The organism is Ruegeria sp. BG9, assembly GCF_056538305.1.
The window spans coordinates 78091-97917 of sequence record NZ_JBQFSY010000004.1 but is presented as its reverse complement, the minus strand read 5'-3'; the positions used below and the strand labels follow the sequence as shown (position 1 = coordinate 97917).

The window sequence follows — 19827 nt, the reverse complement described above, 5'->3', positions numbered from 1 at the left end:
CTATGCTCAATCTTATGCTCCAACCTAAGCTCTTGAAAAACTATCAGTCGATAGGCCAATCTCAACTGTAAGGCTAATCCCGCGCGCCAACAACGGAACCCTGAATGCGGCTGATCAGAATATGTTTGATTTCGGTGGCGCTGATGGCAGTGGCCATAGTCGGGTTAAGGTGGACCTTTCCACTTCCTGAAGAAAATTTTTCTGAGCCAACGTTTAAACAATATGCAGATTGGGACGGGCCATTAGGCGCAACTATTAGAAATGCTCTTGAGCGTAACCCCGGGCTCGACGGTGTAAGGCCTTTGGGCAATGGACGCGCGGCTTTTGCGGCCCGGGCGATCCTCGCGAGAGAAGCGACATCCTCAATCGATGCTCAGTACTACATCTGGCAAGATGACGTTACCGGCCTGATGCTTCTGGAAGAGCTTAGGGCAGCAGCAGAGCGAGGCGTGCGCGTCAGATTGCTGGTCGACGATAACGGTATCTCCGGGTTGGATGATTTGCTTGCCGAACTGGACACCCTGCCACATGCAAATGTACGCATTTTCAATCCTTTCACTTTGAGGAACCCAAAACTCCTGTCCTATGCATTTGACTTTGGTCGCCTGAACCGGCGGATGCACAACAAGTCAATGACTGTAGACGGGGTCGCCACGATAGTTGGGGGACGTAACATTGGTGACATCTATTTCGACTACGGGGCGGGAACGCACTACCTGGATGTAGACGCGATAGCTATCGGCCCGATTGTGGATGAGGTGTCGCAATCCTTCGACGCATACTGGAATAGTGCCTCCGCTTACGACGCTGGGCTCTTTTTGGAACCTCCGTCGGAAAAAAGTCTGAAAGCAAAGGCAGACGCCGCGCGCCAGACTGCGTTTGGCGCAGGCTATCAAAGGGCAATTCAGGATAACGAACTGGCCGACCGGATAGCAGAACATGATCTGAAGTTCGAGTGGAGCGAAGTCACTCTTTTTGTCGACGACCCGTCAAAAGGTTTGGGCGAAGTAGAAAGTGAAGACCTGATTGTCGAACAACTTATCGAGTTCGCCAAAACCTCTCAAATCTCATTGGACTTGGTCTCTGCGTATTTCATTCCGGGGGAAAGAGGCGCGGAGGTTCTGGAAGGGTTGGCAAAGTCCGGAGTGAAGGTCCGCGTCTTAACCAACTCACTGGATGCCACGGATGTGATGCCCGTGCACGCGGCCTATATGCGATACAGGGAAGACTTGCTCAACAGTGGTATAGAGTTGCTTGAGCTTCGAACTTTGCGGCGTGAGCATCGCGAGCGCAGCCTGCCCGAGATGCTGGCTGGATCGGCTTCTGGTCTACACGCAAAAGTCTTTGGATCGGATGGAGAACGGATATTTATAGGTTCTTACAACCTCGACCCGAGGTCCGCGCGACTAAATACAGAAATGGGCCTTATGATCGAAAGCCCAACGATTGCTGCGTCGCTTGCGGAGCAATTGAACCGGCCTGAGTTTTCTTACCGCGTCGAACTTAACGACAGCGGCGAGATGATCTGGCTGCAAGAAGAGCAGGATGGGACAGTCACCATTCACACAGCAGACCCGGAAACCACCGGTTTACAGCGTGCCCTGACGGCCGTTGTCAGGTGGCTGCCGGTCGAATGGATGCTCTAGTCATCAAACGACCGACAATCTGTTGACCCGCAGCCAGAGACACCAGTACGTGATCTGACCTACAGTGAAGTCACAATGGCCCTGGCGTAAGCTTCCATGTCGACACTGGCACCTCCGGTTGCGTACCAAACCACGACGGCGTCTTTTCCTGGCGAGACATAGATGCCTTGGCCATTCATCCCACTTTTGTAGAAATCGCCATCGGCAAAAACGGCATCCCATTGGTACGCGTTTGCCATTGGTTGCTCGCGGAATGCGTCAGAAAGGTGCGGGCCAAGCGTTCCCTTCATGTAGTTTTCAGCGACACCCGCTGTTTGGATCATTTCGATCATCTTTTCAGAAACAATGCGGCCTGAAGCTGTCTTGTCCCAGCTCGGCGTGTAGAGCAGACCTATCTTTGCCATGTCGATCAATCGGCTGCTGATCAGACCGTGTATGATGCCGTTTCCTTGAGGTGACAGCGCAAGAGTGGCGTCGCCAGTCATTCCCGCTTTGCTCCAGACCCGCTCCGTGATCGCTTCACCAAGCCGCTGGTTCGTAACGGATTCAATAACAAGACCAAGCATTTGTGTGTTTGCAGAAGAGTATTCGAAGGCCTCAGCCGGTTCCCGTAGCTTGGGTATAGCAAAAAGGGCTTCGTTATGCGTTTGCAGGACGCCAGCTTCGTTCGGAACACCAACCTCAGCCCTGACAAAACGCCCATATGGCGTATCGCCTTTGCGCGACAGGGGGTTTTCTTCCAGATCCAAACCAGACTGCATGTTCAGGACGTCGATGACTTTTATGCTCTCCCAAGCTGTTCCCTTGGTGCCCTCGACATAGTCTCCAACCGTTTTCTGGACGTCGATCTTACCCTCATCTTCCAATTGACCGATCAGCAAGCTCGATAAGATCTTTGCATTGGACATCCAGACGTGGTTGTCCGTCCGACGCATTCCTGGGTAGGCCTCGTAAGCGATTTCGCCGTTGTGAAGAACCATAATGCCCTGCACCGTGGAATCATCAGCATTAATCATCTCGTCGAGCGAGACGGCATTGCCATCGGCGCCTTGGACGCTCGTCGCGCCTATGGCATCGTTAAGGTTTGTCGCAAGCATCGCGACGGCCCCGTCGCGGCGAATAACCGAACTCGGTAGGAACTCGGCGAGGTTCATGTATGAAAACGCCCCGGCTTCGGTGATGTCGAGAAACTTCTGCAAATTCCATTCAGAACTCAGGTCGTAGGCTTGCTCGGCCGTGTAACCATTCCGTAGGTCACGGATGGAAAAGTCTTCTCGCGGCGTAGCGTATGGGTCGTCTTCAGCATGTGCAGGAGATGTTCCAAGGCTTTGCATAATCAAACCTCCAATAAGCGCAAAAACTGGAAAATTGGACTTTGAAAGTAATGAAGTGTTTGGCATGGCAGTATCGCTCCAAATGAGTTGCAACTGAAGTATGGCCGCGGCCAGCGTGTTGAAATCGGGTTTTCAAAGAACTGAACAACGTAGTTTTGCTCGGCAAAGCATAGTCCGTTTTATCGGGAATTCGAGAATTGCTGCCGCTCTCACTTACCTGGTGAAATATCCACTTTGTTCGCATTGCAGTCATTCTGTGAATTTCGGCGAATGTCTGCCACGAAACCACAGCGGGCCGCGAAAGTGGCTTTCAAATTTATGTCGCTCAGTCGGTGTTTTGAGACTGACGGCTTAGGTTGACACATCGCAGACCAACCTGCTCTGATCGAAGCAATTTATTAATGTCCGCAATCCTATTCGGAGGCATCAATGAGTTTCTCTAAGTCTCTAACCATACTCGCTTTCGCACTCATGCCGCTTCACGGCGCTGCGCAGTCTCCTTCTTTGCAAGACGCCTTCGACCGTTTTCCTGAGTTTCCCGGCACAACTGTCTACGTCGGTGAAGAAGTTCTTACCATGAATCCGGACGCCCCGTTGGCTGAGGCCGTGGCAGTTAGAAACGGTCGAATTGTCGACGTCGGAACCCTAGAGGGTATCGAGGGTCGGCTGCCCGAAGGTAGCTATGCAATTGACCGCATTTTTGAAGACAAGGTCATTGTGCCTGGGTTCATTGAACAGCATTTACACCCGCTTCTGGGCGCGCTTGCGATGATGTCGGATGCCATCATTTCCATCGAAGACTGGCAATCGCCGGCCGGATTTGCGCCTCTTGCCAATAGCGAGGAGGAGTTTCGCGCACGCCTGTCCGAGGTCATCAACACATATGATCCAAGCAGCGGGCGGCCGTTGATGGTCTGGGGGTATCACGCGTCATGGCACGGGGGCATGAGCCGTACGATTTTGGACGAACTGGCCCCCGACATTCCGCTGGCTGTATGGCAGCGCTCTACCCACGAGATGTACTTCAACTCCGTGGCCCTCGAACAACTGGAAATCACCGAAGAATACATTGCCAGCTGGTCAAGCGAACTGGCCCGGTCTCAAGCCAATCTTGAAAAAGGCCTCTTCCTTGAAGCTGCATTCTGGGAGCATGTGTTCTTTGAGAAGTTTGCTCCGGTCTATGCGTCTATCGACAGGGTCATGGAGGCGCTGGAGTTCACAGAGGACTATTATCACCGCAGCGGGATCACGACCCTTGCAGAGCCAGCTGGCCCTGTGGATCAGAACGCCCAAGCGCTCGTAGCAAAAGCGTTCGGGCCAGACGACACACCTTTCAATTTTTACTTTATTCCGGACGGTCGGACGCTTGGCGGTTTGTTTCTGAACACCGAGGGCCCCGAAAAAGTACTAACCGAAACCGAAGCCATGCTGGCGTGGAGCGAAGGCCGAACCCAATTCCTACCTAAGCAGGTCAAGCTGCTGTTGGATGGAGCGATCTTCAGTGAATTGATGATCATGCGCGATGGCTACCTGGACGGGCATGAAGGTGAATGGATTATGACGCCCGATTTCTTCAAGCAGGTGTTCGACCTTTATTGGGACGCAGGCTTTCAGGTCCATGTTCACAATCTGGGAGACGGCGGTCTGGACATTCTTCTGGATGCCCTCGAAGCTGCCATGCAGCGCAATCCGAGATATGACCATCGCACCGTCGTTGTACACTTTGGCTACGCTCAACCTGATCAGATCGCACGCATTAAACGTCTTGGCGCGATTGTCAGCGGCAATTCCGTTTATACGCCGACGCTCGCAGATCGCTATGCCGAAGGCAGCGTCGGTAGCGAGCGCACAGAGCGCATGGTGCCTTTAGGAGACGCCATTCGAGCAGGCATCCCCTTTTCGATGCACTCGGACATGCCGATGGCTCCTGCGGAACCGTTGAAATACATGTGGGCTGCTGTCAATCGAATTTCCGCGAGCGGTCGCGTCGTTGGTCCGGACCAACGCATCAGTGCAGAAAACGCTTTGGAAGGTATCACCATCGGCGCAGCCTATTCCCTGCAATTGGAGGATGAGATCGGTTCCATCGAGCCTGGCAAACTGGCCAACTTCACAATCCTCGAGGAAAATCCGCTAACTGTGGATCCTTTGACGCTGGCCGATATCAAAGTGTGGGGCACTGTGCTTGAAGGCCGTCTTCAGCCCGCTCCTCCCGCAGCGGGTGAAGACAGTGACGAAGCTGATGCAAGCCAGCTCATCAATAATCCCGAACGTGTACTGATGGCGTCACTACGCCACGCACGCAGTAAAGCCCACTACCACGATCACTCGCAAACGACGCAGTCTAATGTCTATGATCCACTCGGAATTTCGGCCTATGGTTCGCTTTGATTGTCGCTAGAACAAGTCGGATGATTGCCCCATCTCGCTTCGAAAGGCGCAGTGCTTATCCTGGCATTTTGCGCAGACGCAGAACCGTGACACCCGCTGCGTTGTTGAGCGCCAGGTTGTTTCCGTTTGTCACGTAGCCTACTGCCGCCGACAAGGCATTGTTCGTGTCTGCCTCAAGCTTTTCCCGATCCTCAGGGCACGCCATCTTCGTTCCTGCGAAGTTGTCCGGCATGCTGAACTTACCATTGGCTGCGTCGAGTGTTCCTGTAAACCTGTTACACCCTCCGTACAGGCCAAACTGGCCGTCTTGATCAATTGTCAAGGAAGGAGGGTTCTCAGCAATGAGCATACGCCCTGCGATCTCGTAAACTTCCCAAGCCGTATCGTAGATCGATTCGTCAGCAATGTTGCCGCCCGTTCTCCTTGGCATCATCTCTAAAACGAGTTCAGCAGAATCTGGTGCGCCACGGGTCAGCACAGGTGTCGCGGTCGTTGAACGAAACATCACGTGATCGTTTGAAATGATCCTGGCAGCCACTGTGTAGGTATGGCGCTCATCGATGAGATCTGTGTCGTAGGCAATTTCAACCGTTCTGGGGACAGCAATGAGTTTGAACCTCTGGGAAGACAGCCGAACCGAAGGTGCATCTGCACGCGAAGTGTCAAGAAGTTCGACTTCCAAAACGGCGTCAGGCGGCAGCGCGATCCGTTCCCGGTAGGTTACAGTGGTCTTCACATGCATTGTCTCGGCGACTCCAGACGAAGCGATGGAGAGTAGGGCAGCTGAAAATACCGAAATCAGGACGGGTCTAAGCATTGAGAAATTACTCCCCAAATGTTCAGAAACCAACAGACTGCACTGATCCTAGAAACGCAAGGACAGTCTCTTGGATATATGCCCTCCTGCTCGCTCCGTGCGCATTTTACTAATCCCCAGACGGGATCTCGAATGGCACGCCACTACAACCATTGGATGACTCGCCAAGTGACACCCAACCAAAAAGGTCTCTGAACAGGTGCAAAACAAAGCGATCTTTTGATGAAAAAGTCCCTTAAGGGCCGCAAATGACGACTTGCTGATTACTAAGAATATGAGACTGAACTCGAGCTTCAGAAAACTATCTGCAGCTCTAGATCCAACTTCATTCAAAAAATTGACTTAGGGCGCCATCTGATGCCGAGGGTTCATCGCTCTTCTGGTCCAACTACAACGGTTGGGTCAGGTTCGTGTGAAGTTGAGCAACTATGCGGGGCGACACATAGATTTCCCTTTCGGTGACCGCTAGGTCGTTAATTTTGCACTGACTGAGGTATCTCGGTCGCAACAACTTTCCCATTGACGACACAAAGACTTTCCATCGCGTAGTCAGCGCGCATAGGCCCATCTTCCCTCCCAAGCCTAAGAAGAGGTCAAAAAGACTCGCAAGCTACGATGTAGGCTAATTTATTAGGTTCGGTCAGTAACCTGCTTCAACTGGAGCATTGTTTTTCGCGGGAGTTGCCTGCACTACGCTGGGCGAGCAAGAAAACGGCTGGTGAAAGAGTAGGCACAAATCATTTGAGAGAACGCGGGACAAATCGCCTGGGACTGCCACTTTGGTTGGGGAAGTAGTGTTCAATTTAACACTTGCCCTGTTTGGCCCACGCTCAGCTTGCCGCGTTTAGCCACCTCAACATAGACACCCATGTCCATATGACCCATCAACTTCCGAATTAGATAGGGTATCTTCAAGTCCCGCTCGGTCGTATCCGGGTTCACCTCGGTGGCTGCACACCTTTTCGTACGTGAGAGTATCTTTAACTCGACATCGCCGAATCTAAGAACTGATCCAACTGCGTCCAGCTCAGAAAACGGGGGTAAGCCTTCTATCTCAATATTCGCCCGGAAGCGTGCTGGGTGGATTTCCGCGTTCAGTTGTTCACCCAATTTCTCCACAGACGCCAGATTTAAAACGGATATCGCATTCATCATTTTAGGTGAGACGACAGACACATCTGTAAACCGATGAGGAGCAGACGAAACGAAATTTGGCGGTTCGGGATCTTTTAAATCGATCTCTGAAGACAGGAAACTTGCCGCATTCATCCGATCTTCTGGTGCTTGCATATTAAAGCTGTGTGTTTTGCCGCTTGCTTTGATCTTTAGAGTTTGGGTCTCAGTATCAAAATTCGTCTTAACACCTGCCAGTGCAGCCTCATTCAACAGAACAACAAAGCGATCTTTCGGCAGTGGCTGAGGGTTCTGCGCATCGAAACCGGAGTTGTAGCGCGCGAATCCGAACAAGCGATCACCAGGAATCCCCTCTCCTGCTCGCAGCTTTACGGTTTGCATGGGCTCGGCACTCAAACCTTTAATTGGGTACCGGTTCAATCTGACGATAGAGAGCATGTTCATACGTCTGCACCTGACCAAACGAGTTTACACGATCCTGCGTGGTCCGTGCTGTTTGACGCTATCTCCAATTCTCCAAGGTATCGACCAAATAATCTGTGAGTGCCTCAAAAGCGTGTTCGCTTAACCTGCTGGACACATCATTGCCGCGATTGCGGTCTGTACCATTTTTGGTCAACAGGGCCTCAAAAATCCTAACTGTCAAAAATACATGCGCATCAACGCAAATGAGTAAATTAAATAAAATCAATAACTAAAAAGCGATGTCGACAACCTTCTTTGACTATTTGAGGTACGAACCTCAAAAAATTCTGGACTTGAGGTGCGTACCTCAAATAGCCTTGGAAGTATGCCGCGATTCGCACATCCTCGATTGACGGCGCAAAAAGGGAGGAATGGATGACTTACACAAAACTGGCCTCGGCCAGCGCAATAGTCCTTGCCGCTACTACTCTTTCTACCAAGGCAAATGCTGAAGATCTAACGCTTTGTTGGGCTGCATGGGACCCGGCCAACGCGCTTGTTGAGCTATCGAAAGAATTCGAAGCAGAATCCGGCCATACGATGAACTTCGAGTTTGTTCCCTGGCCGAATTTCGCGGACCGGATGCTGAACGAGCTGAACTCGGGGGGTAAGCTTTGCGACCTGCTGATTGGTGACAGCCAATGGATCGGTGGTGGCGCTGAGAATGGTCACTATGTCCAGCTGAACGAGTTCTTCGATGCTGAAGGCATCAGCATGGACGATTTCGCGCCGGCCACTGTCTACGCGTACTCGACATGGCCTAAGGGCACACCAAACTACTACGCGCTGCCTGCGATGGGCGATGCAAACGGCTGGTTCTATCGCAAGGACTGGTTTGAAAACCCCGACATTCAAGCCGCATACAAAGAGGCGACGGGTCAGGACCTGCGTGAGCCTCAGTCTCAGAAAGAGTTGTTGCAGATCGCACAGTTCTTCCAGGGTCGTGAGATCGAAGGCAAGACCGTCTATGGGGCAGCAATCTTTACCGAGCGCGGCTCGGAAGGGATCACCATGGGTGTGACCGGAGCGCTGTATCCTTGGGGCTTCAAATACGAAAACACCCCGGGCTCATATGACATGGAAGGCGCGGTAAACTCACCCGAAGCGGTTGAAGCTCTGGAATTCTACAAGGAGTTCTACGAAACGGCGACGCCTCCGGGATATACCAACTCTTACATGGGTGAGAGCTTGGACGCCTTTAAGTCCGGTCAGGTCGCCATGGCTATGAACTGGTTTGCGTTCTTCCCAGGTCTCTACGCCGACCCAAATACGGGTGGTGACAAGATCGACTTCTTCGTAAACCCACCTCAAAATCAGGCAGGTTCGACGCTGGGCGGACAAGGTATCTCTGTTGTCAGCTACTCCGACAAGCAGGACGCTGCACTTGAGTACATCAAGTGGTTCGCGCAGCCAGAAGTGCAGGCCAAATGGTGGGAGCTAGGCGGCTACTCGGCGCACAACTCGGTGCTGGAAGATCCTGGTTTCGTGGACAGCCAACCGTTTGCCGGAGACTTCCTGGAAGCAATGGGTGGTGTGCAGGATTTCTGGCAAGAGCCTGCCTATGCTGAGCTTCTGCTGGCAATGCAGAAACGCATCCACGACTACGTGGTTGCTGACCAAGGTACAGCTCAGGAAGCGTTGGATCTTCTGATCGAAGATTGGACGGAAGTCTTCGAAGACGAAGGCAAGCTGTAGTCCGGACACAGGCAGGAGCGGGTGAAAACCCGCTCCACCTTCACCCGTGAGTCCGAAACCAACAAGAACTGGCAAAGAGATGTCTGACAGGACCGTAGATCGCGTTGCGCAGGCAACGCCCGAGCGAGTTGCGCGAAAAATCCGGGGATTATCCGACCGCGCGATCGCCTGGATATTCATCTCCCCAACGATTTTTCTATTGCTGGCGATCAACATCTTTCCGTTGATCTGGACCATCCAACTGAGCTTTACCAACTACAAGGCCAACAGGATCGGGCGTGAAGTCAAAGATGTCGGTTTCCGGAATTACGAACGTATCCTGACCGATTCAGACACCTGGTTGAATATGCAGGCGACGGCGCATTTCCTGTTCTGGACGATCTTTTTTCAGGTCCTGATCGGGTTCACGCTAGCGTGGTTGATCAACAAGAAATTCAAGGGCAACGATCTTTGGACCACGATTATCGTGCTGCCGATGATGCTGTCTCCGGCGGTTGTCGGTAACTTCTGGAAGTTCCTGTATCAACCTCAAATCGGCCTGTTCAATTACATCGTGTCTTGGTTTACCGGCAAGGACCCATCGAGCTTTGAAATGCTGGGATCAGTCACGTTGGCACCATGGGCGATCGTGATTGTCGACACCTGGATGTGGACCCCCTTCGTGATGCTGATCTGCTTGGCCGGTCTGCGCAGCATTCCCGACTACATATACGAGGCTGCTGAGATCGACCGAGCCAGCAAGCTGCGACAGTTCTTTACGATTACCATCCCGATGGTGCTGCCGTTCCTGATGCTCGCTGTGCTGTTTCGAGGCATCGAGAACTTCAAGATGTTCGACTTGGTGGTTCAGTTAACCGGCGGTGGGCCGGGGTCTGTTACGGAACTCACTTCGATTAACCTGAAACGCGAAGCCTTTGAGAAATGGCGTACGGGCTATGCGTCAGCCTATGCGATCATCCTTTTCGTCACCGTGTTCGGCCTTGCGTCGATCTACGTCAAAGCCCTGAACAAGGTGAAACAGAGATGAGCAGTTTTTCCGTCACTGAACCTTCGAACCGGTCCAAGTGGATCGCAGGCTTTCTGGTCATCACTTATGCGCTGATCACGATGATCCCGCTGGTCTGGATTTTGCTGACTGGCTTCAAATCCCCGGCCGACGCGATCAGCTACCCGCCCAAAGTGGTCTTTGACCCAACGCTTGAAGGCTACGTCAACCTTTTCACCACGCGCACACGGCAGACGCAGGAATTTCTGGAAGCGAACCCACCACAGAACTGGGCCGATGAGATCGTCCGCCAGTACGACATGGTGATTGTCGGCCCGTCCAAGTTCGGCGAGCGTTTTATGAATTCGGTTATCATCGGATTTGGCTCAACCTTCCTGAGTATCTTCCTTGGTACGCTGGCCGCCTATGCCTTCAGCAGGTTCAAGGTTCCAATTAAGGATGACCTTCTATTCTTCATCCTGAGTACGAGGATGATGCCCCCGGTCGCGGTTGCTATCCCTATCTTCCTGATGTTCAGAAACCTCGGTTTAAGCGACACGCATCTCGGGATGATCCTGCTCTATACGGGCGTGAATATCTCCCTGGCGGTTTGGTTGCTGAAAGGGTTCATCGACGAAATCCCCAGAGAGTACGAAGAAGCCGCCCTCATAGATGGCTACACGAGGTTTCAGGCCTTCTACAAAGTGGTGCTGCCTCAAGCCGCGACCGGCATCGCGTCAACTGCGATCTTCTGCCTGATCTTCGCCTGGAATGAATACGCGTTTGCCGTGCTGCTGACATCCGCGAATGCGCAGACTGCACCTCCGTTCATTCCGACCATTATCGGTATTGGCGGCCTGGACTGGCCCGCTGTTGCCGCAGGTGCCACGATCTTCCTGATCCCCGTCATGATTTTCACCATCCTGATGCGCAGACATTTGCTGCGTGGGATCACATTCGGAGCCGTACGCAAATGAGCGAGTTTCTTACCGGATTACTACGGCTCCGCCGCGGCCCATGGGAGATGGTCGCAACCATCCTTATTGCACTGGGTGTCTTCATGCTGATGCAACCCTTTGTCCTTTGGGCCTTCACCTACTCTTTCATCGTCACGCTGATCGGAACCGTCATGTTCATCATCGTCAGCCATTTCCCGGAGTAGAAATGGCCCAGATCGTAGTCAAAAACGTAAAGAAGATGTTCGGCGATTTCACGGCTGTCCGCGAAAGTTCGTTCACGATTGAGGACGGCGAGTTCTTCATGCTGCTGGGCCCGTCCGGATGCGGAAAAACCACGACCCTGCGTATGATCGCAGGGTTGGAGCTTCCAACGTCGGGTGAGATTTATCTGGACGGCGAAGAGATCAGCCAGCGCCCGCCGTCAGAGCGGGACATTGCCTTCGTGTTCCAGATGTTCGCGCTGTACCCGCATATGAACGTGCGAAAGAATATCAGCTACCCCCTGATATCGCAGGGTATGCCCCGCGCCGCCGTAAAGGCCAAAGTCGAGGAAGTCGCAAGCATTCTGGGGATCAACGACATCCTCGATAGCCCGGTAGGTGGGTTGTCGGGCGGCGACAGGCAGCGCGTGGCGCTGGGCCGCGCGATTGTTCGCGAACCCAAGGCGTTCATGATGGACGAACCTCTTGGTGCCTTGGATGCCGAGTTTCGTGAGCATATGGCCGAAGAACTCCGCGCGCTTCATGATCGCATGGGCGCAACCACTGTTTATGTCACACACGATCAGTTGGAAGCCATGCAAATGGGCGACAAGATCGTTGTGATGAACAACGCTGTGATTGAGCAGTTCGGCACACCTCAGGAAATCTACGACAAACCAGCCACAATGTTCGTTGCGGGCTTTATCGGGTCTCCTTCGATGAACTTCCTGCCGTTTCAAGGAAAGGTCGTGCCTGGCTCGGAAATGGTTCGACTGAATGGCCATGACGAAGCCGTGCCCAAACTGATGGAAGGGGCGGAAGGTGACTTGGTTTTCGGCGTACGCCCCGAGCATGTTTTTCTGTCAGACGACAGCGCTTACCGGGCCAAGGTCCTGGCGGCAGAATATCTGGGAACCACCCAGATCGTGACGCTGCAAAGCCCGAACGGAGAGCTGAAAGCCCGGATTGATGCCCGCGAGACCGTTAATCCCGGCGAGACAGTGGGATTGGAGTTCCGCTCCCCCGCGGTAACCCTATTTGAAAAGTCTACTGGGCGCGCGTTGAGGTCCGCTCTGAACGACGAGGTACTAAGCAATGGCTGAAGTCGTGTTGGAGAATATCTCGAAATCATTCGGCAACGTCAAAGCGGTGGATGATATCTCAATGACGATCCCCAACGGAGCCTTTGTGGTGTTGTTGGGCCCGACTGGTGCGGGGAAAACAACGACGCTGAGATTGATTTCCGGGCTTGAGAAACTGGATTCAGGAACGTTGCGCATTGCCGGGCGTGACGTTGGATTAGATACACCTGCCCAGCGCGACGTGGCGATGGTCTTCCAGCAATACTCACTGTACCCGCATATGACGGTGCGTGAGAACCTGTCCTTCCCTCTGCGGTCGCCGATCCTGAAGACGCCAGAGGATGAGATCACGAGGAAGGTCAACGAAGTCTCAGAAATCCTCCAGATTCCGCACAAACTGGACAACAAAGCCACCGAACTGTCCGGTGGTGAAATGCAGCGCGTTTCAATTGGACGGGCGTTGGTGCGCGATCCCCAGATCTTCCTGATGGACGAACCGCTCAGCTCTTTGGACGCCAAGCTACGGGCGGATTTGCGGGTCGAGTTGAAGAGGATTCAGGCCGATCTGGGGTCAACTTTGCTTTATGTTACTCACGATCAGGTCGAAGCCATGACAATGGCGACGCATATTGGCGTGTTGGAAAACGGAAAACTGGTTCAATACGGAACACCCCGGGATATCTATGAAAACCCTGGCAGTGTTTATGTCGCCAGCCGGTTGGGTCTGCCGCGGATCAACATCCTGCCATCCGAGTTGTTCGGCGGCGATCACAAAGGCCCGCAGATTGGCTTGCGCCCAGAAAACATCATTGAAGGCGAAGGCAGTGAAGCGCGTGTCATACGTGCCGAACATCTGGGCGATCAAACACGGCTGCACCTGGACCTTAATGGTCACCCGGTTGTGACCCTGATTGATGTCCATCAGGACTACCCATCTGGAAAGATTATAAAAATCCGTCCTAACAACCCGTTGTATTTTGACGCGTCCGGCGCGCGCGTGAATTAAGGAGCAAAAGCATGGCCCAGTTCCTCAACACAAAAGAAACTCTGGTGACAGAGGCGATAGACGGTCTTCTGGCTTCCTCTGGCGGTCAGCTTACCCGGCTGGACGGCTATCCGCATATCAAGGTTGTTTACCGGTCGGATTGGGACAAGTCGAAAGTCGCCCTGGTATCCGGAGGAGGGTCTGGTCACGAACCCGCCCATGCCGGTTTCGTTGGCGCCGGTATGTTGACAGCCGCGGTCTGCGGCGAAGTGTTCGCCTCACCCTCGGTCGAGGCAGTTTTGGCCGGCATTCTTGCGGTAACGGGTGAGGCCGGGTGCCTGCTGATCGTCAAGAATTACACCGGTGATCGGCTGAATTTTGGCCTTGCGGCGGAACGCGCCCGTGCATTGGGTCGCAAGGTCGAGATGGTCGTCGTCGATGATGACATCGCCCTGCCCGACCTTCCGCAACCACGTGGTGTTGCGGGTACGTTGTTCGTTCACAAAATCGCCGGAGCGCTTGCTGAAAACGGTGCTGACCTGGATACCGTTACCAAAGCGGCAAGAAGCACCATAGCAAAGGTTGTCAGCATCGGTATGAGCCTGGACACCTGTACAGTTCCGGGATCTCCGAAAGAAGACAGGATCGCGCCGGGGAAGGCAGAGCTTGGCCTGGGTATCCATGGTGAGCCCGGCGTACAGCAAGTCGAGTTCTCGAATGCGGTATCGGCCATGTCCACAGTGGTGGAGAAGCTGAAGCAAAGAGTGGGCGATGGGGACTGCGTGGCACTGATCAACAACCTGGGTTCAACAACTCCGCTAGAAATGGCTGTCCTCACGCACGCGTTGTCCCAAACTGGTATCGCCCACCATATCATTGGCCCGGCACCAATGATGACGTCGTTGGATATGCACGGGTTTTCGGTTTCCATTCTGCCCGTGGATGAAGACGATTTGTCAGCGCTGGAAGCACCCGTTGATCTGGCCGCGTGGCCCGGGGTCAATTCCATCGACCCGATCAAAGTAGCACCATTGCCAGACGGCCTGACGCCGATCGATCCAATTCCTTCAAACAATCCCACCACAAGAGAAACAATCACCCGGTTGTCTGAACTGCTCATCAACGCAGAGAAGAATCTGAACGAGTTGGACGCTAAGTCCGGGGACGGTGACACCGGCAGCACGCTGGCGACTGCCGCAAGAGCATTGCAAGGTAGCCTTGACCGCATGCCGCTTGCTGATCTGACGCAGCTGTTTCCGGCGTTGGGCAATGAGTTGAGCCAGACTATGGGTGGCTCATCCGGGGTGATACTCGCAATCTTTTTCAACGCAGCTGGAGATGCCTGTGCGAGCGGGGCTTCGGTGCCAAAGTCCCTGGTCGAAGGTCTGAATCGCGTCAGCCAGGTTGGGGGTGCCAACGTCGGTGACCGGACAATGATTGACGCCCTGGCACCGGCACTTGCCGCACTGCCATCTGGCCTGACGCATGCGGCCGAGGCTGCCCGCGAAGGTGCGAACAACACCGCGAATATTCGACGTGCGAAGGCAGGCCGGGCAGCCTATGTTCCCGAAGAAAACCTAGTTGGACATAACGATCCCGGTGCTGAGGCTGTTGCTTTGTTGTTTGAAGGCTTGGCACGGGAGATTGAGGGCTGAAGAACACGTGGAAGACCAAAAACAAAAACTAGAATTGGTGAAAAAGCCAACCGTCAATGACCTCGCGCGCGTCGCGGGTGTCAGTCTCGCGACTGTAGACCGGGTCTTGAACAGACGCCCCGGCGTGCGTGCCGTAACCGTACAGAAAGTACAAAAGGCAATTGATGAGCTGGGCTATGTGCGCGATACGGCCGCGGCCAACCTTGCGCGAAACCGAGTTTACAACTTCCTCTTTGTTCTGCCGGGCACGGACAACGAGTTTGTGGAGGCAATCAGCAGTCAGATCGCAGAACAATCCCGTGACCAATTTATCGAGCGGACCCGCATTGCGATAAAGAAGGTCGCTCCGTTCGAGCCGCAAGATATCGTCAACATTTTGGATGCTGTCGACAGTTTGGATGTTGATGGGGTTGCCGTTTTTGGGCCCGAAACGCCTTCTGTCCGCGATGCTGTCAAAAGGCTCAGGGACAAAGGCGTTCCGGTGGTTGCCTTGGTATCTGACTTGCCCAGTTCCGAGCGAGACCACTTTGTGGGAATCGATAACGTTTCGGCAGGACGAACCGCCGCTCAGCTGATGGGGCGGTTTGTCCATCGCGACGGCAAGGTCTTGGTTCTTACAGGCTCTCGTTTGGCGCGTGACCACCTCGAACGTCGCCAAGGCTTTGACATTGTCGTGGCCGAGGAATTTCCGCACCTCCAAGTCGTGGCGTCGGTTGAGGGCCGGGATGACCCGGATCTGATTTACAAGATGATGCCGGAGATCTTTGAAACCTATCCAGATCTGGTCGGAATATACTCGTCAGCGGCGGGCAATGCGGGCCTGATACAATTTCTTTCAGAGAACAGGTTCAGCAAGGATCTGGTGATCATAGCGCATGAGCTTACGCCGCTCAGTCGTGAGGCGCTTAGGCTTGGCACATTTGACGCCTTAATCTCGCAAGACACCGGGCATATTGTTCGTTCTGCCGTCCGTCTATTGCGCGCTACTAAGGACAAGGTTCCATTCAACAAAGCGCAGGAACGTATCCGTATCGACATCTATCTGAAGGATAATTTACCGCCGTAGAGGCTTAGGTTTTGGGGAGGAAATTTTATGAAGACGATCAAAGGTCCAGCTTTGTTTCTTGCGCAATTTGCGGGGGACGAAGCACCGTTCAATTCGTGGGACGCGATCACCAAATGGGCGGCTGATTGTGGATACAAAGGCGTTCAGGTCCCCAGTTGGGACGGCCGGTTGTTCGACCTTGAACAGGCCGCGTCCAGCACCGGCTATTGCGATGACTTCAAAGGCAAAGCTACGGAGAATGGCGTCGAAGTCACCGAACTTTCAACGCATCTTCAAGGCCAGCTTGTGGCCGTTCACCCGGCCTATGACAGTGCATTTGATGGCTTTGCTTCCGAAAGCGTTCGCGGGAACCCGAAAGCCCGGCAAGAATGGGCGGTAGACCAGGTCAAAAAGGCACTGTCAGCGTCAAAAAACCTGGGTATTTCCGCACATGCAACATTCTCTGGCGCGCTAGCATGGCCCTATGTCTATCCTTGGCCGCAACGCCCTGCCGGCTTGATTGAAACCGCGTTTGATGAGCTGGCGCGCCGGTGGGTGCCCATCCTGAATCACGCCGAAGACTGCGGTGTCGATGTTTGCTATGAAATCCACCCCGGAGAGGACCTCCACGATGGTGTGACCTACGAGATGTTTCTGGAACGCACGGGATACCACCCACGGGCCTGCATGTTATACGACCCGTCGCACTACGTGCTGCAATGTCTCGACTATCTGGACAATATCGACATCTACAAAGATCGGATCCGGATGTTCCATGTGAAAGACGCCGAATTCAACCCGACCGGCCGGCAGGGTGTCTATTCCGGGTATCAAAGCTGGGTTGATCGGGCTGGGCGGTTCCGGTCGCTTGGTGATGGCCAAGTGGACTTCGGGGCTGTATTTTCAAAAATGGCCGCGAATGACTTTGATGGCTGGGCTGTGGTCGAATGGGAATGCTGTCTCAAGCACCCCGAGGATGGTGCGCGCGAGGGTGCTCAATTCGTGTCCGATCACATCATCCGTGTAACCGAGAAAGCCTTTGATGATTTCGCAGACGGTGGCGCTGACGAAGCCGCCAATCGTAAAATGCTGGGGATTGAGTGATGGTCACAGGACGCAATGAAGAAACTTCAGGACGCATTCGCCTTGGCATGGTTGGCGGCGGAAACGACGCCTTCATCGGCGGCGTTCATCGCATCGCCGCGCGATTGGACGACAAGTTCGAGCTGGTTGCCGGTGCTTTGTCGTCGACGCCAGAGAAATCCATTGAAAGTGGTCAGGCACTCGGCCTCGAACGGGTCTATGAAGACTTCAAGCAAATGGCGATCCGCGAAGCCCGGTTGAAATCCGGGATCGAGGCGGTCTCAATCGTCACACCAAATCACGTCCACTATGCTGCCGCACGTGAGTTCCTGAAACGCGGTATTCATGTCATTTGTGATAAGCCACTCACCTCGACCCTTGCCGATGCAAAAAAGCTGGTGAAGGCGGCGGAAAGCGCGAATGCGCTGTTCATTCTGACCCACAATTACACGGGCTATCCGATGGTTCGGCAGGCGCGGGAAATGGTTGCCAACGGTGATATCGGCAAGATCCGCGTGGTTCAGGTTGAATACCCGCAGGACTGGCTGACCGAGCAGCAGGATTTCAAACAAGCTGAGTGGCGAACCGATCCCGAACGCTCGGGCGCGGGTGGATCAACCGGTGACATCGGAACTCACGCTTACAACCTCGCCTGTTTTGTAACCGGGCTGACAGCGGAAAGCCTTGCGGCGGACTTGCAGGCCTTTGTGCCGGGGCGCAAAGTCGATGACAACGCCCACGTCTTGCTTCGCTTCGAGGGCGGAGCGCGTGGAATGCTGTGGTCTTCTCAGGTGGCTCCCGGAAATGAAAACGCACTTCGGTTGCGGGTCTACGGCGAAAAAGGTGGGCTGGAGTGGGCCCAGGAAGATCCCAATTACCTTTGGTTCACACCATACAACGAACCCAAGCGCCTGATCACTCGAAATGGAGCCGGAGCTGGTGACGTTGCCAATCGGTTGAGCAGAGTCCCTCCGGGCCATCCCGAGGGATATCTTGAAGGTTTCGCCAATATCTATGGAGAGGCTGCTGAGGCGATCCAAGCTTGCCGGAATGGTATTTCACCTGATGCGTCGGTTGTTTATCCAACGGTTCATGATGGACTCAATGGTGTTAAGTTTGTAGCCGCATGCGTGCAGAGTTCTTCAAGGAATGCGGCTTGGGTCAGCTTAACTTAAATCCTGGTTGTGGGCGTAGGGCATACATCTTGGTAGGCAGCATGGGTATCTACCAAAAACCGAAGCACGAGAAACCTATCGATGAACTCTCCGGAGCAACAAAGCACGAACGTCGCTGAAGCTCCAGATTATGGTAACGACATCCGTGAGAAATCGATCACCAATCCCTTACGCATTTGCGGTTATTGGTGTTCTTTTTGCTTCAATCTGTTTCGGCCTGGTTCCCTACTTCAGCCGCAGCTTGACCGAACAGGGCGTTGCACCCTATGCGGTCGCATTCTACCGCTACATTATTGCGGCTCTTCTTCTGCTTCCGGTTCTCATCGTGCACCGAAAAGCATGGCGAGAGATCACTTGGGGTCTTTCCGCCGGAGCCGTAATGGGGCTTGGTTGGATCGGATATGTAGCGGCGCTGGAGAAGTTGCCCGCATCGACTGTGGGTGTGCTTTACATGACCTATCCGGTGTTCACCTTAGTTATTGCTTGGGCTGTATTTGGCGATGCACCCACGCGACGCGCCATGTTGGCCGCTGGTCTGATTGTGGTGGCAGCTGTCATTGCTGGCTCGCCTGCGTCAGTGGCTGCGGAATACCTACCAACGCTGCTGCTATCCCTTGCCGCCCCATTTGGGTTTGGCTTCGGAATTTGCGTCCTGGTACACAGGTTGTCACGGATTGCGCCGTTGGCACGTATCGCGTCAGTTTCTCTGGGGTCTGTACTGGGCCTCGGGCCGCTTATACTTGGTGCTGAGGTTGGAGAGCTTCTCCCAAGGGAACAGTCCGATTGGCTTTTCATTGTTGGTATTGGACTGGTTACTGCTTTCGTGCCCCAGCTTATTTACACGATATGCTCACCTGTTATTGGGGCTTCCCAAACTGCGGTCGTCGGAAGCATCGAATTGCCCACAATGTTTGCCGTGGGATATCTTGCTTTTGGCGAAGCCATCTCTTTTCCTCAAGCTTTTGCATGTGCCTTAGTGCTGGGCGCAATCGCGATCACAAGAAGTAGAAAGACGCGCACCGTATCTACCGTGCTCGCAAAATCGCCGAGGCGGTAGGATTGGGTTCGAAGGCGACATACGCCGGCATTAATACAATGCCCATTTTCGGTTGGCCTGATTTGACTGGTCCGGTTTGATTGTGAGTGAATGACTGGTCTCTGGTCCATCGGGGCGAG

At 53.8% G+C, this 19827-nt stretch carries 16 protein-coding genes; 13 read left to right on the top strand and 3 right to left on the bottom strand.

The annotated features are described in order from the left end of the window. The first annotated feature begins 104 nt into the window (after nt 1–104). Nucleotides 105–1646, top strand: coding sequence for a phospholipase D family protein (locus tag ACR0I8_RS08310; protein WP_170690858.1), 1542 nt, complete (start codon nt 105–107; stop codon nt 1644–1646). Between the two features lie 59 nt (nt 1647–1705). On the opposite strand, the gene ACR0I8_RS08305 is transcribed toward ACR0I8_RS08310, so the two are convergent. Beyond that, on the bottom strand, nt 1706–3046 hold the full coding sequence (locus ACR0I8_RS08305) for a serine hydrolase domain-containing protein (RefSeq protein WP_170690859.1): 1341 nt from the start codon (nt 3044–3046) through the stop codon (nt 1706–1708). 363 nt (nt 3047–3409) lie between these two features. Between ACR0I8_RS08305 and ACR0I8_RS08300 the strand changes: the two genes are divergently transcribed. Beyond that, nucleotides 3410–5371: an amidohydrolase gene (locus ACR0I8_RS08300; protein ID WP_170690861.1), complete on the top strand. Its 1962-nt coding sequence runs from the start codon at nt 3410–3412 to the stop codon at nt 5369–5371. 55 nt (nt 5372–5426) lie between these two features. Here ACR0I8_RS08300 and ACR0I8_RS08295 read toward each other — a convergent pair whose 3' ends face one another. After that, complete coding sequence (locus tag ACR0I8_RS08295) at nt 5427–6188, bottom strand: YbaY family lipoprotein (RefSeq protein WP_480525557.1); 762 nt, start codon at nt 6186–6188, stop codon at nt 5427–5429. A 798-nt stretch (nt 6189–6986) separates the two neighbouring features. Continuing rightward, entirely contained in the window at nt 6987–7766 is a 780-nt protein-coding gene (locus ACR0I8_RS08290) for an MOSC domain-containing protein (protein WP_170375846.1), read from the bottom strand. A gap of 396 nt (nt 7767–8162) precedes the next feature. On the opposite strand from ACR0I8_RS08290, the gene ACR0I8_RS08285 reads away from it, so the two are divergent. The 11 genes from ACR0I8_RS08285 to ACR0I8_RS08235 all read left to right on the top strand — a co-directional run bounded on the left by ACR0I8_RS08285 (nt 8163) and on the right by ACR0I8_RS08235 (nt 19708). Beyond that, nucleotides 8163–9482 (top strand): extracellular solute-binding protein, encoded by a 1320-nt coding sequence (locus tag ACR0I8_RS08285; RefSeq protein WP_170690864.1) that lies wholly within the window; start codon nt 8163–8165, stop codon nt 9480–9482. Between the two features lie 79 nt (nt 9483–9561). Then, nucleotides 9562–10509 (top strand): carbohydrate ABC transporter permease, encoded by a 948-nt coding sequence (locus tag ACR0I8_RS08280; RefSeq protein ID WP_170690866.1) that lies wholly within the window; start codon nt 9562–9564, stop codon nt 10507–10509. Then, a complete protein-coding gene (locus ACR0I8_RS08275) occupies nt 10506–11444 on the top strand; it encodes a carbohydrate ABC transporter permease (protein WP_170690868.1) in 939 nt (312 codons plus the stop codon). The genes ACR0I8_RS08280 and ACR0I8_RS08275 overlap by 4 nt, the downstream gene beginning before the upstream one ends. Next, on the top strand, nt 11441–11629 hold the full coding sequence (locus ACR0I8_RS08270) for a hypothetical protein (protein WP_155150119.1): 189 nt from the start codon (nt 11441–11443) through the stop codon (nt 11627–11629). The genes ACR0I8_RS08275 and ACR0I8_RS08270 overlap by 4 nt, the downstream gene beginning before the upstream one ends. Nucleotides 11630–11631: 2 nt before the next feature. Next, nucleotides 11632–12729 (top strand): ABC transporter ATP-binding protein, encoded by a 1098-nt coding sequence (locus ACR0I8_RS08265; RefSeq protein WP_170690869.1) that lies wholly within the window; start codon nt 11632–11634, stop codon nt 12727–12729. Then, nucleotides 12722–13714 (top strand): ABC transporter ATP-binding protein, encoded by a 993-nt coding sequence (locus ACR0I8_RS08260; protein WP_170690871.1) that lies wholly within the window; start codon nt 12722–12724, stop codon nt 13712–13714. The genes ACR0I8_RS08265 and ACR0I8_RS08260 overlap by 8 nt, the downstream gene beginning before the upstream one ends. A gap of 11 nt (nt 13715–13725) precedes the next feature. Further along, complete coding sequence (locus tag ACR0I8_RS08255) at nt 13726–15348, top strand: dihydroxyacetone kinase subunit DhaK (RefSeq protein WP_170690873.1); 1623 nt, start codon at nt 13726–13728, stop codon at nt 15346–15348. A gap of 7 nt (nt 15349–15355) precedes the next feature. Further along, nucleotides 15356–16414 (top strand): LacI family DNA-binding transcriptional regulator, encoded by a 1059-nt coding sequence (locus ACR0I8_RS08250; RefSeq protein ID WP_170375858.1) that lies wholly within the window; start codon nt 15356–15358, stop codon nt 16412–16414. Nucleotides 16415–16441: 27 nt separating this feature from the next. Continuing rightward, entirely contained in the window at nt 16442–17497 is a 1056-nt protein-coding gene (locus ACR0I8_RS08245; protein WP_170375860.1) for a sugar phosphate isomerase/epimerase family protein, read from the top strand. Next, on the top strand, nt 17497–18651 hold the full coding sequence (locus ACR0I8_RS08240; protein WP_480703008.1) for a Gfo/Idh/MocA family protein: 1155 nt from the start codon (nt 17497–17499) through the stop codon (nt 18649–18651). Before ACR0I8_RS08245 ends, ACR0I8_RS08240 begins: the two co-directional genes overlap by 1 nt. 130 nt (nt 18652–18781) lie before the next feature. Then, complete coding sequence (locus ACR0I8_RS08235) at nt 18782–19708, top strand: DMT family transporter (protein ID WP_170690875.1); 927 nt, start codon at nt 18782–18784, stop codon at nt 19706–19708. Nucleotides 19709–19827: the final 119 nt, after the last annotated feature.

What these genes read in the sequence shown, in the direction of transcription:
- ACR0I8_RS08280 (WP_170690866.1), top strand. Translation starts at nt 9,562, where the DNA reads ATGTCTGACAGGACCGTAGATCGCGTTGCGCAGGCAACGCCCGAGCGA.
- ACR0I8_RS08290 (WP_170375846.1), bottom strand. Translation starts at nt 7,766, where the DNA reads ATGAACATGCTCTCTATCGTCAGATTGAACCGGTACCCAATTAAAGGT.
- ACR0I8_RS08245 (WP_170375860.1), top strand. Translation starts at nt 16,442, where the DNA reads ATGAAGACGATCAAAGGTCCAGCTTTGTTTCTTGCGCAATTTGCGGGG.
- ACR0I8_RS08300 (WP_170690861.1), top strand. Translation starts at nt 3,410, where the DNA reads ATGAGTTTCTCTAAGTCTCTAACCATACTCGCTTTCGCACTCATGCCG.
- ACR0I8_RS08260 (WP_170690871.1), top strand. Translation starts at nt 12,722, where the DNA reads ATGGCTGAAGTCGTGTTGGAGAATATCTCGAAATCATTCGGCAACGTC.
- ACR0I8_RS08305 (WP_170690859.1), bottom strand. Translation starts at nt 3,046, where the DNA reads ATGCCAAACACTTCATTACTTTCAAAGTCCAATTTTCCAGTTTTTGCG.
- ACR0I8_RS08295 (WP_480525557.1), bottom strand. Translation starts at nt 6,188, where the DNA reads ATGCTTAGACCCGTCCTGATTTCGGTATTTTCAGCTGCCCTACTCTCC.
- ACR0I8_RS08235 (WP_170690875.1), top strand. Translation starts at nt 18,782, where the DNA reads ATGGTAACGACATCCGTGAGAAATCGATCACCAATCCCTTACGCATTT.
- ACR0I8_RS08275 (WP_170690868.1), top strand. Translation starts at nt 10,506, where the DNA reads ATGAGCAGTTTTTCCGTCACTGAACCTTCGAACCGGTCCAAGTGGATC.
- ACR0I8_RS08240 (WP_480703008.1), top strand. Translation starts at nt 17,497, where the DNA reads ATGGTCACAGGACGCAATGAAGAAACTTCAGGACGCATTCGCCTTGGC.
- ACR0I8_RS08310 (WP_170690858.1), top strand. Translation starts at nt 105, where the DNA reads ATGCGGCTGATCAGAATATGTTTGATTTCGGTGGCGCTGATGGCAGTG.
- ACR0I8_RS08255 (WP_170690873.1), top strand. Translation starts at nt 13,726, where the DNA reads ATGGCCCAGTTCCTCAACACAAAAGAAACTCTGGTGACAGAGGCGATA.
- ACR0I8_RS08265 (WP_170690869.1), top strand. Translation starts at nt 11,632, where the DNA reads ATGGCCCAGATCGTAGTCAAAAACGTAAAGAAGATGTTCGGCGATTTC.
- ACR0I8_RS08270 (WP_155150119.1), top strand. Translation starts at nt 11,441, where the DNA reads ATGAGCGAGTTTCTTACCGGATTACTACGGCTCCGCCGCGGCCCATGG.
- ACR0I8_RS08285 (WP_170690864.1), top strand. Translation starts at nt 8,163, where the DNA reads ATGACTTACACAAAACTGGCCTCGGCCAGCGCAATAGTCCTTGCCGCT.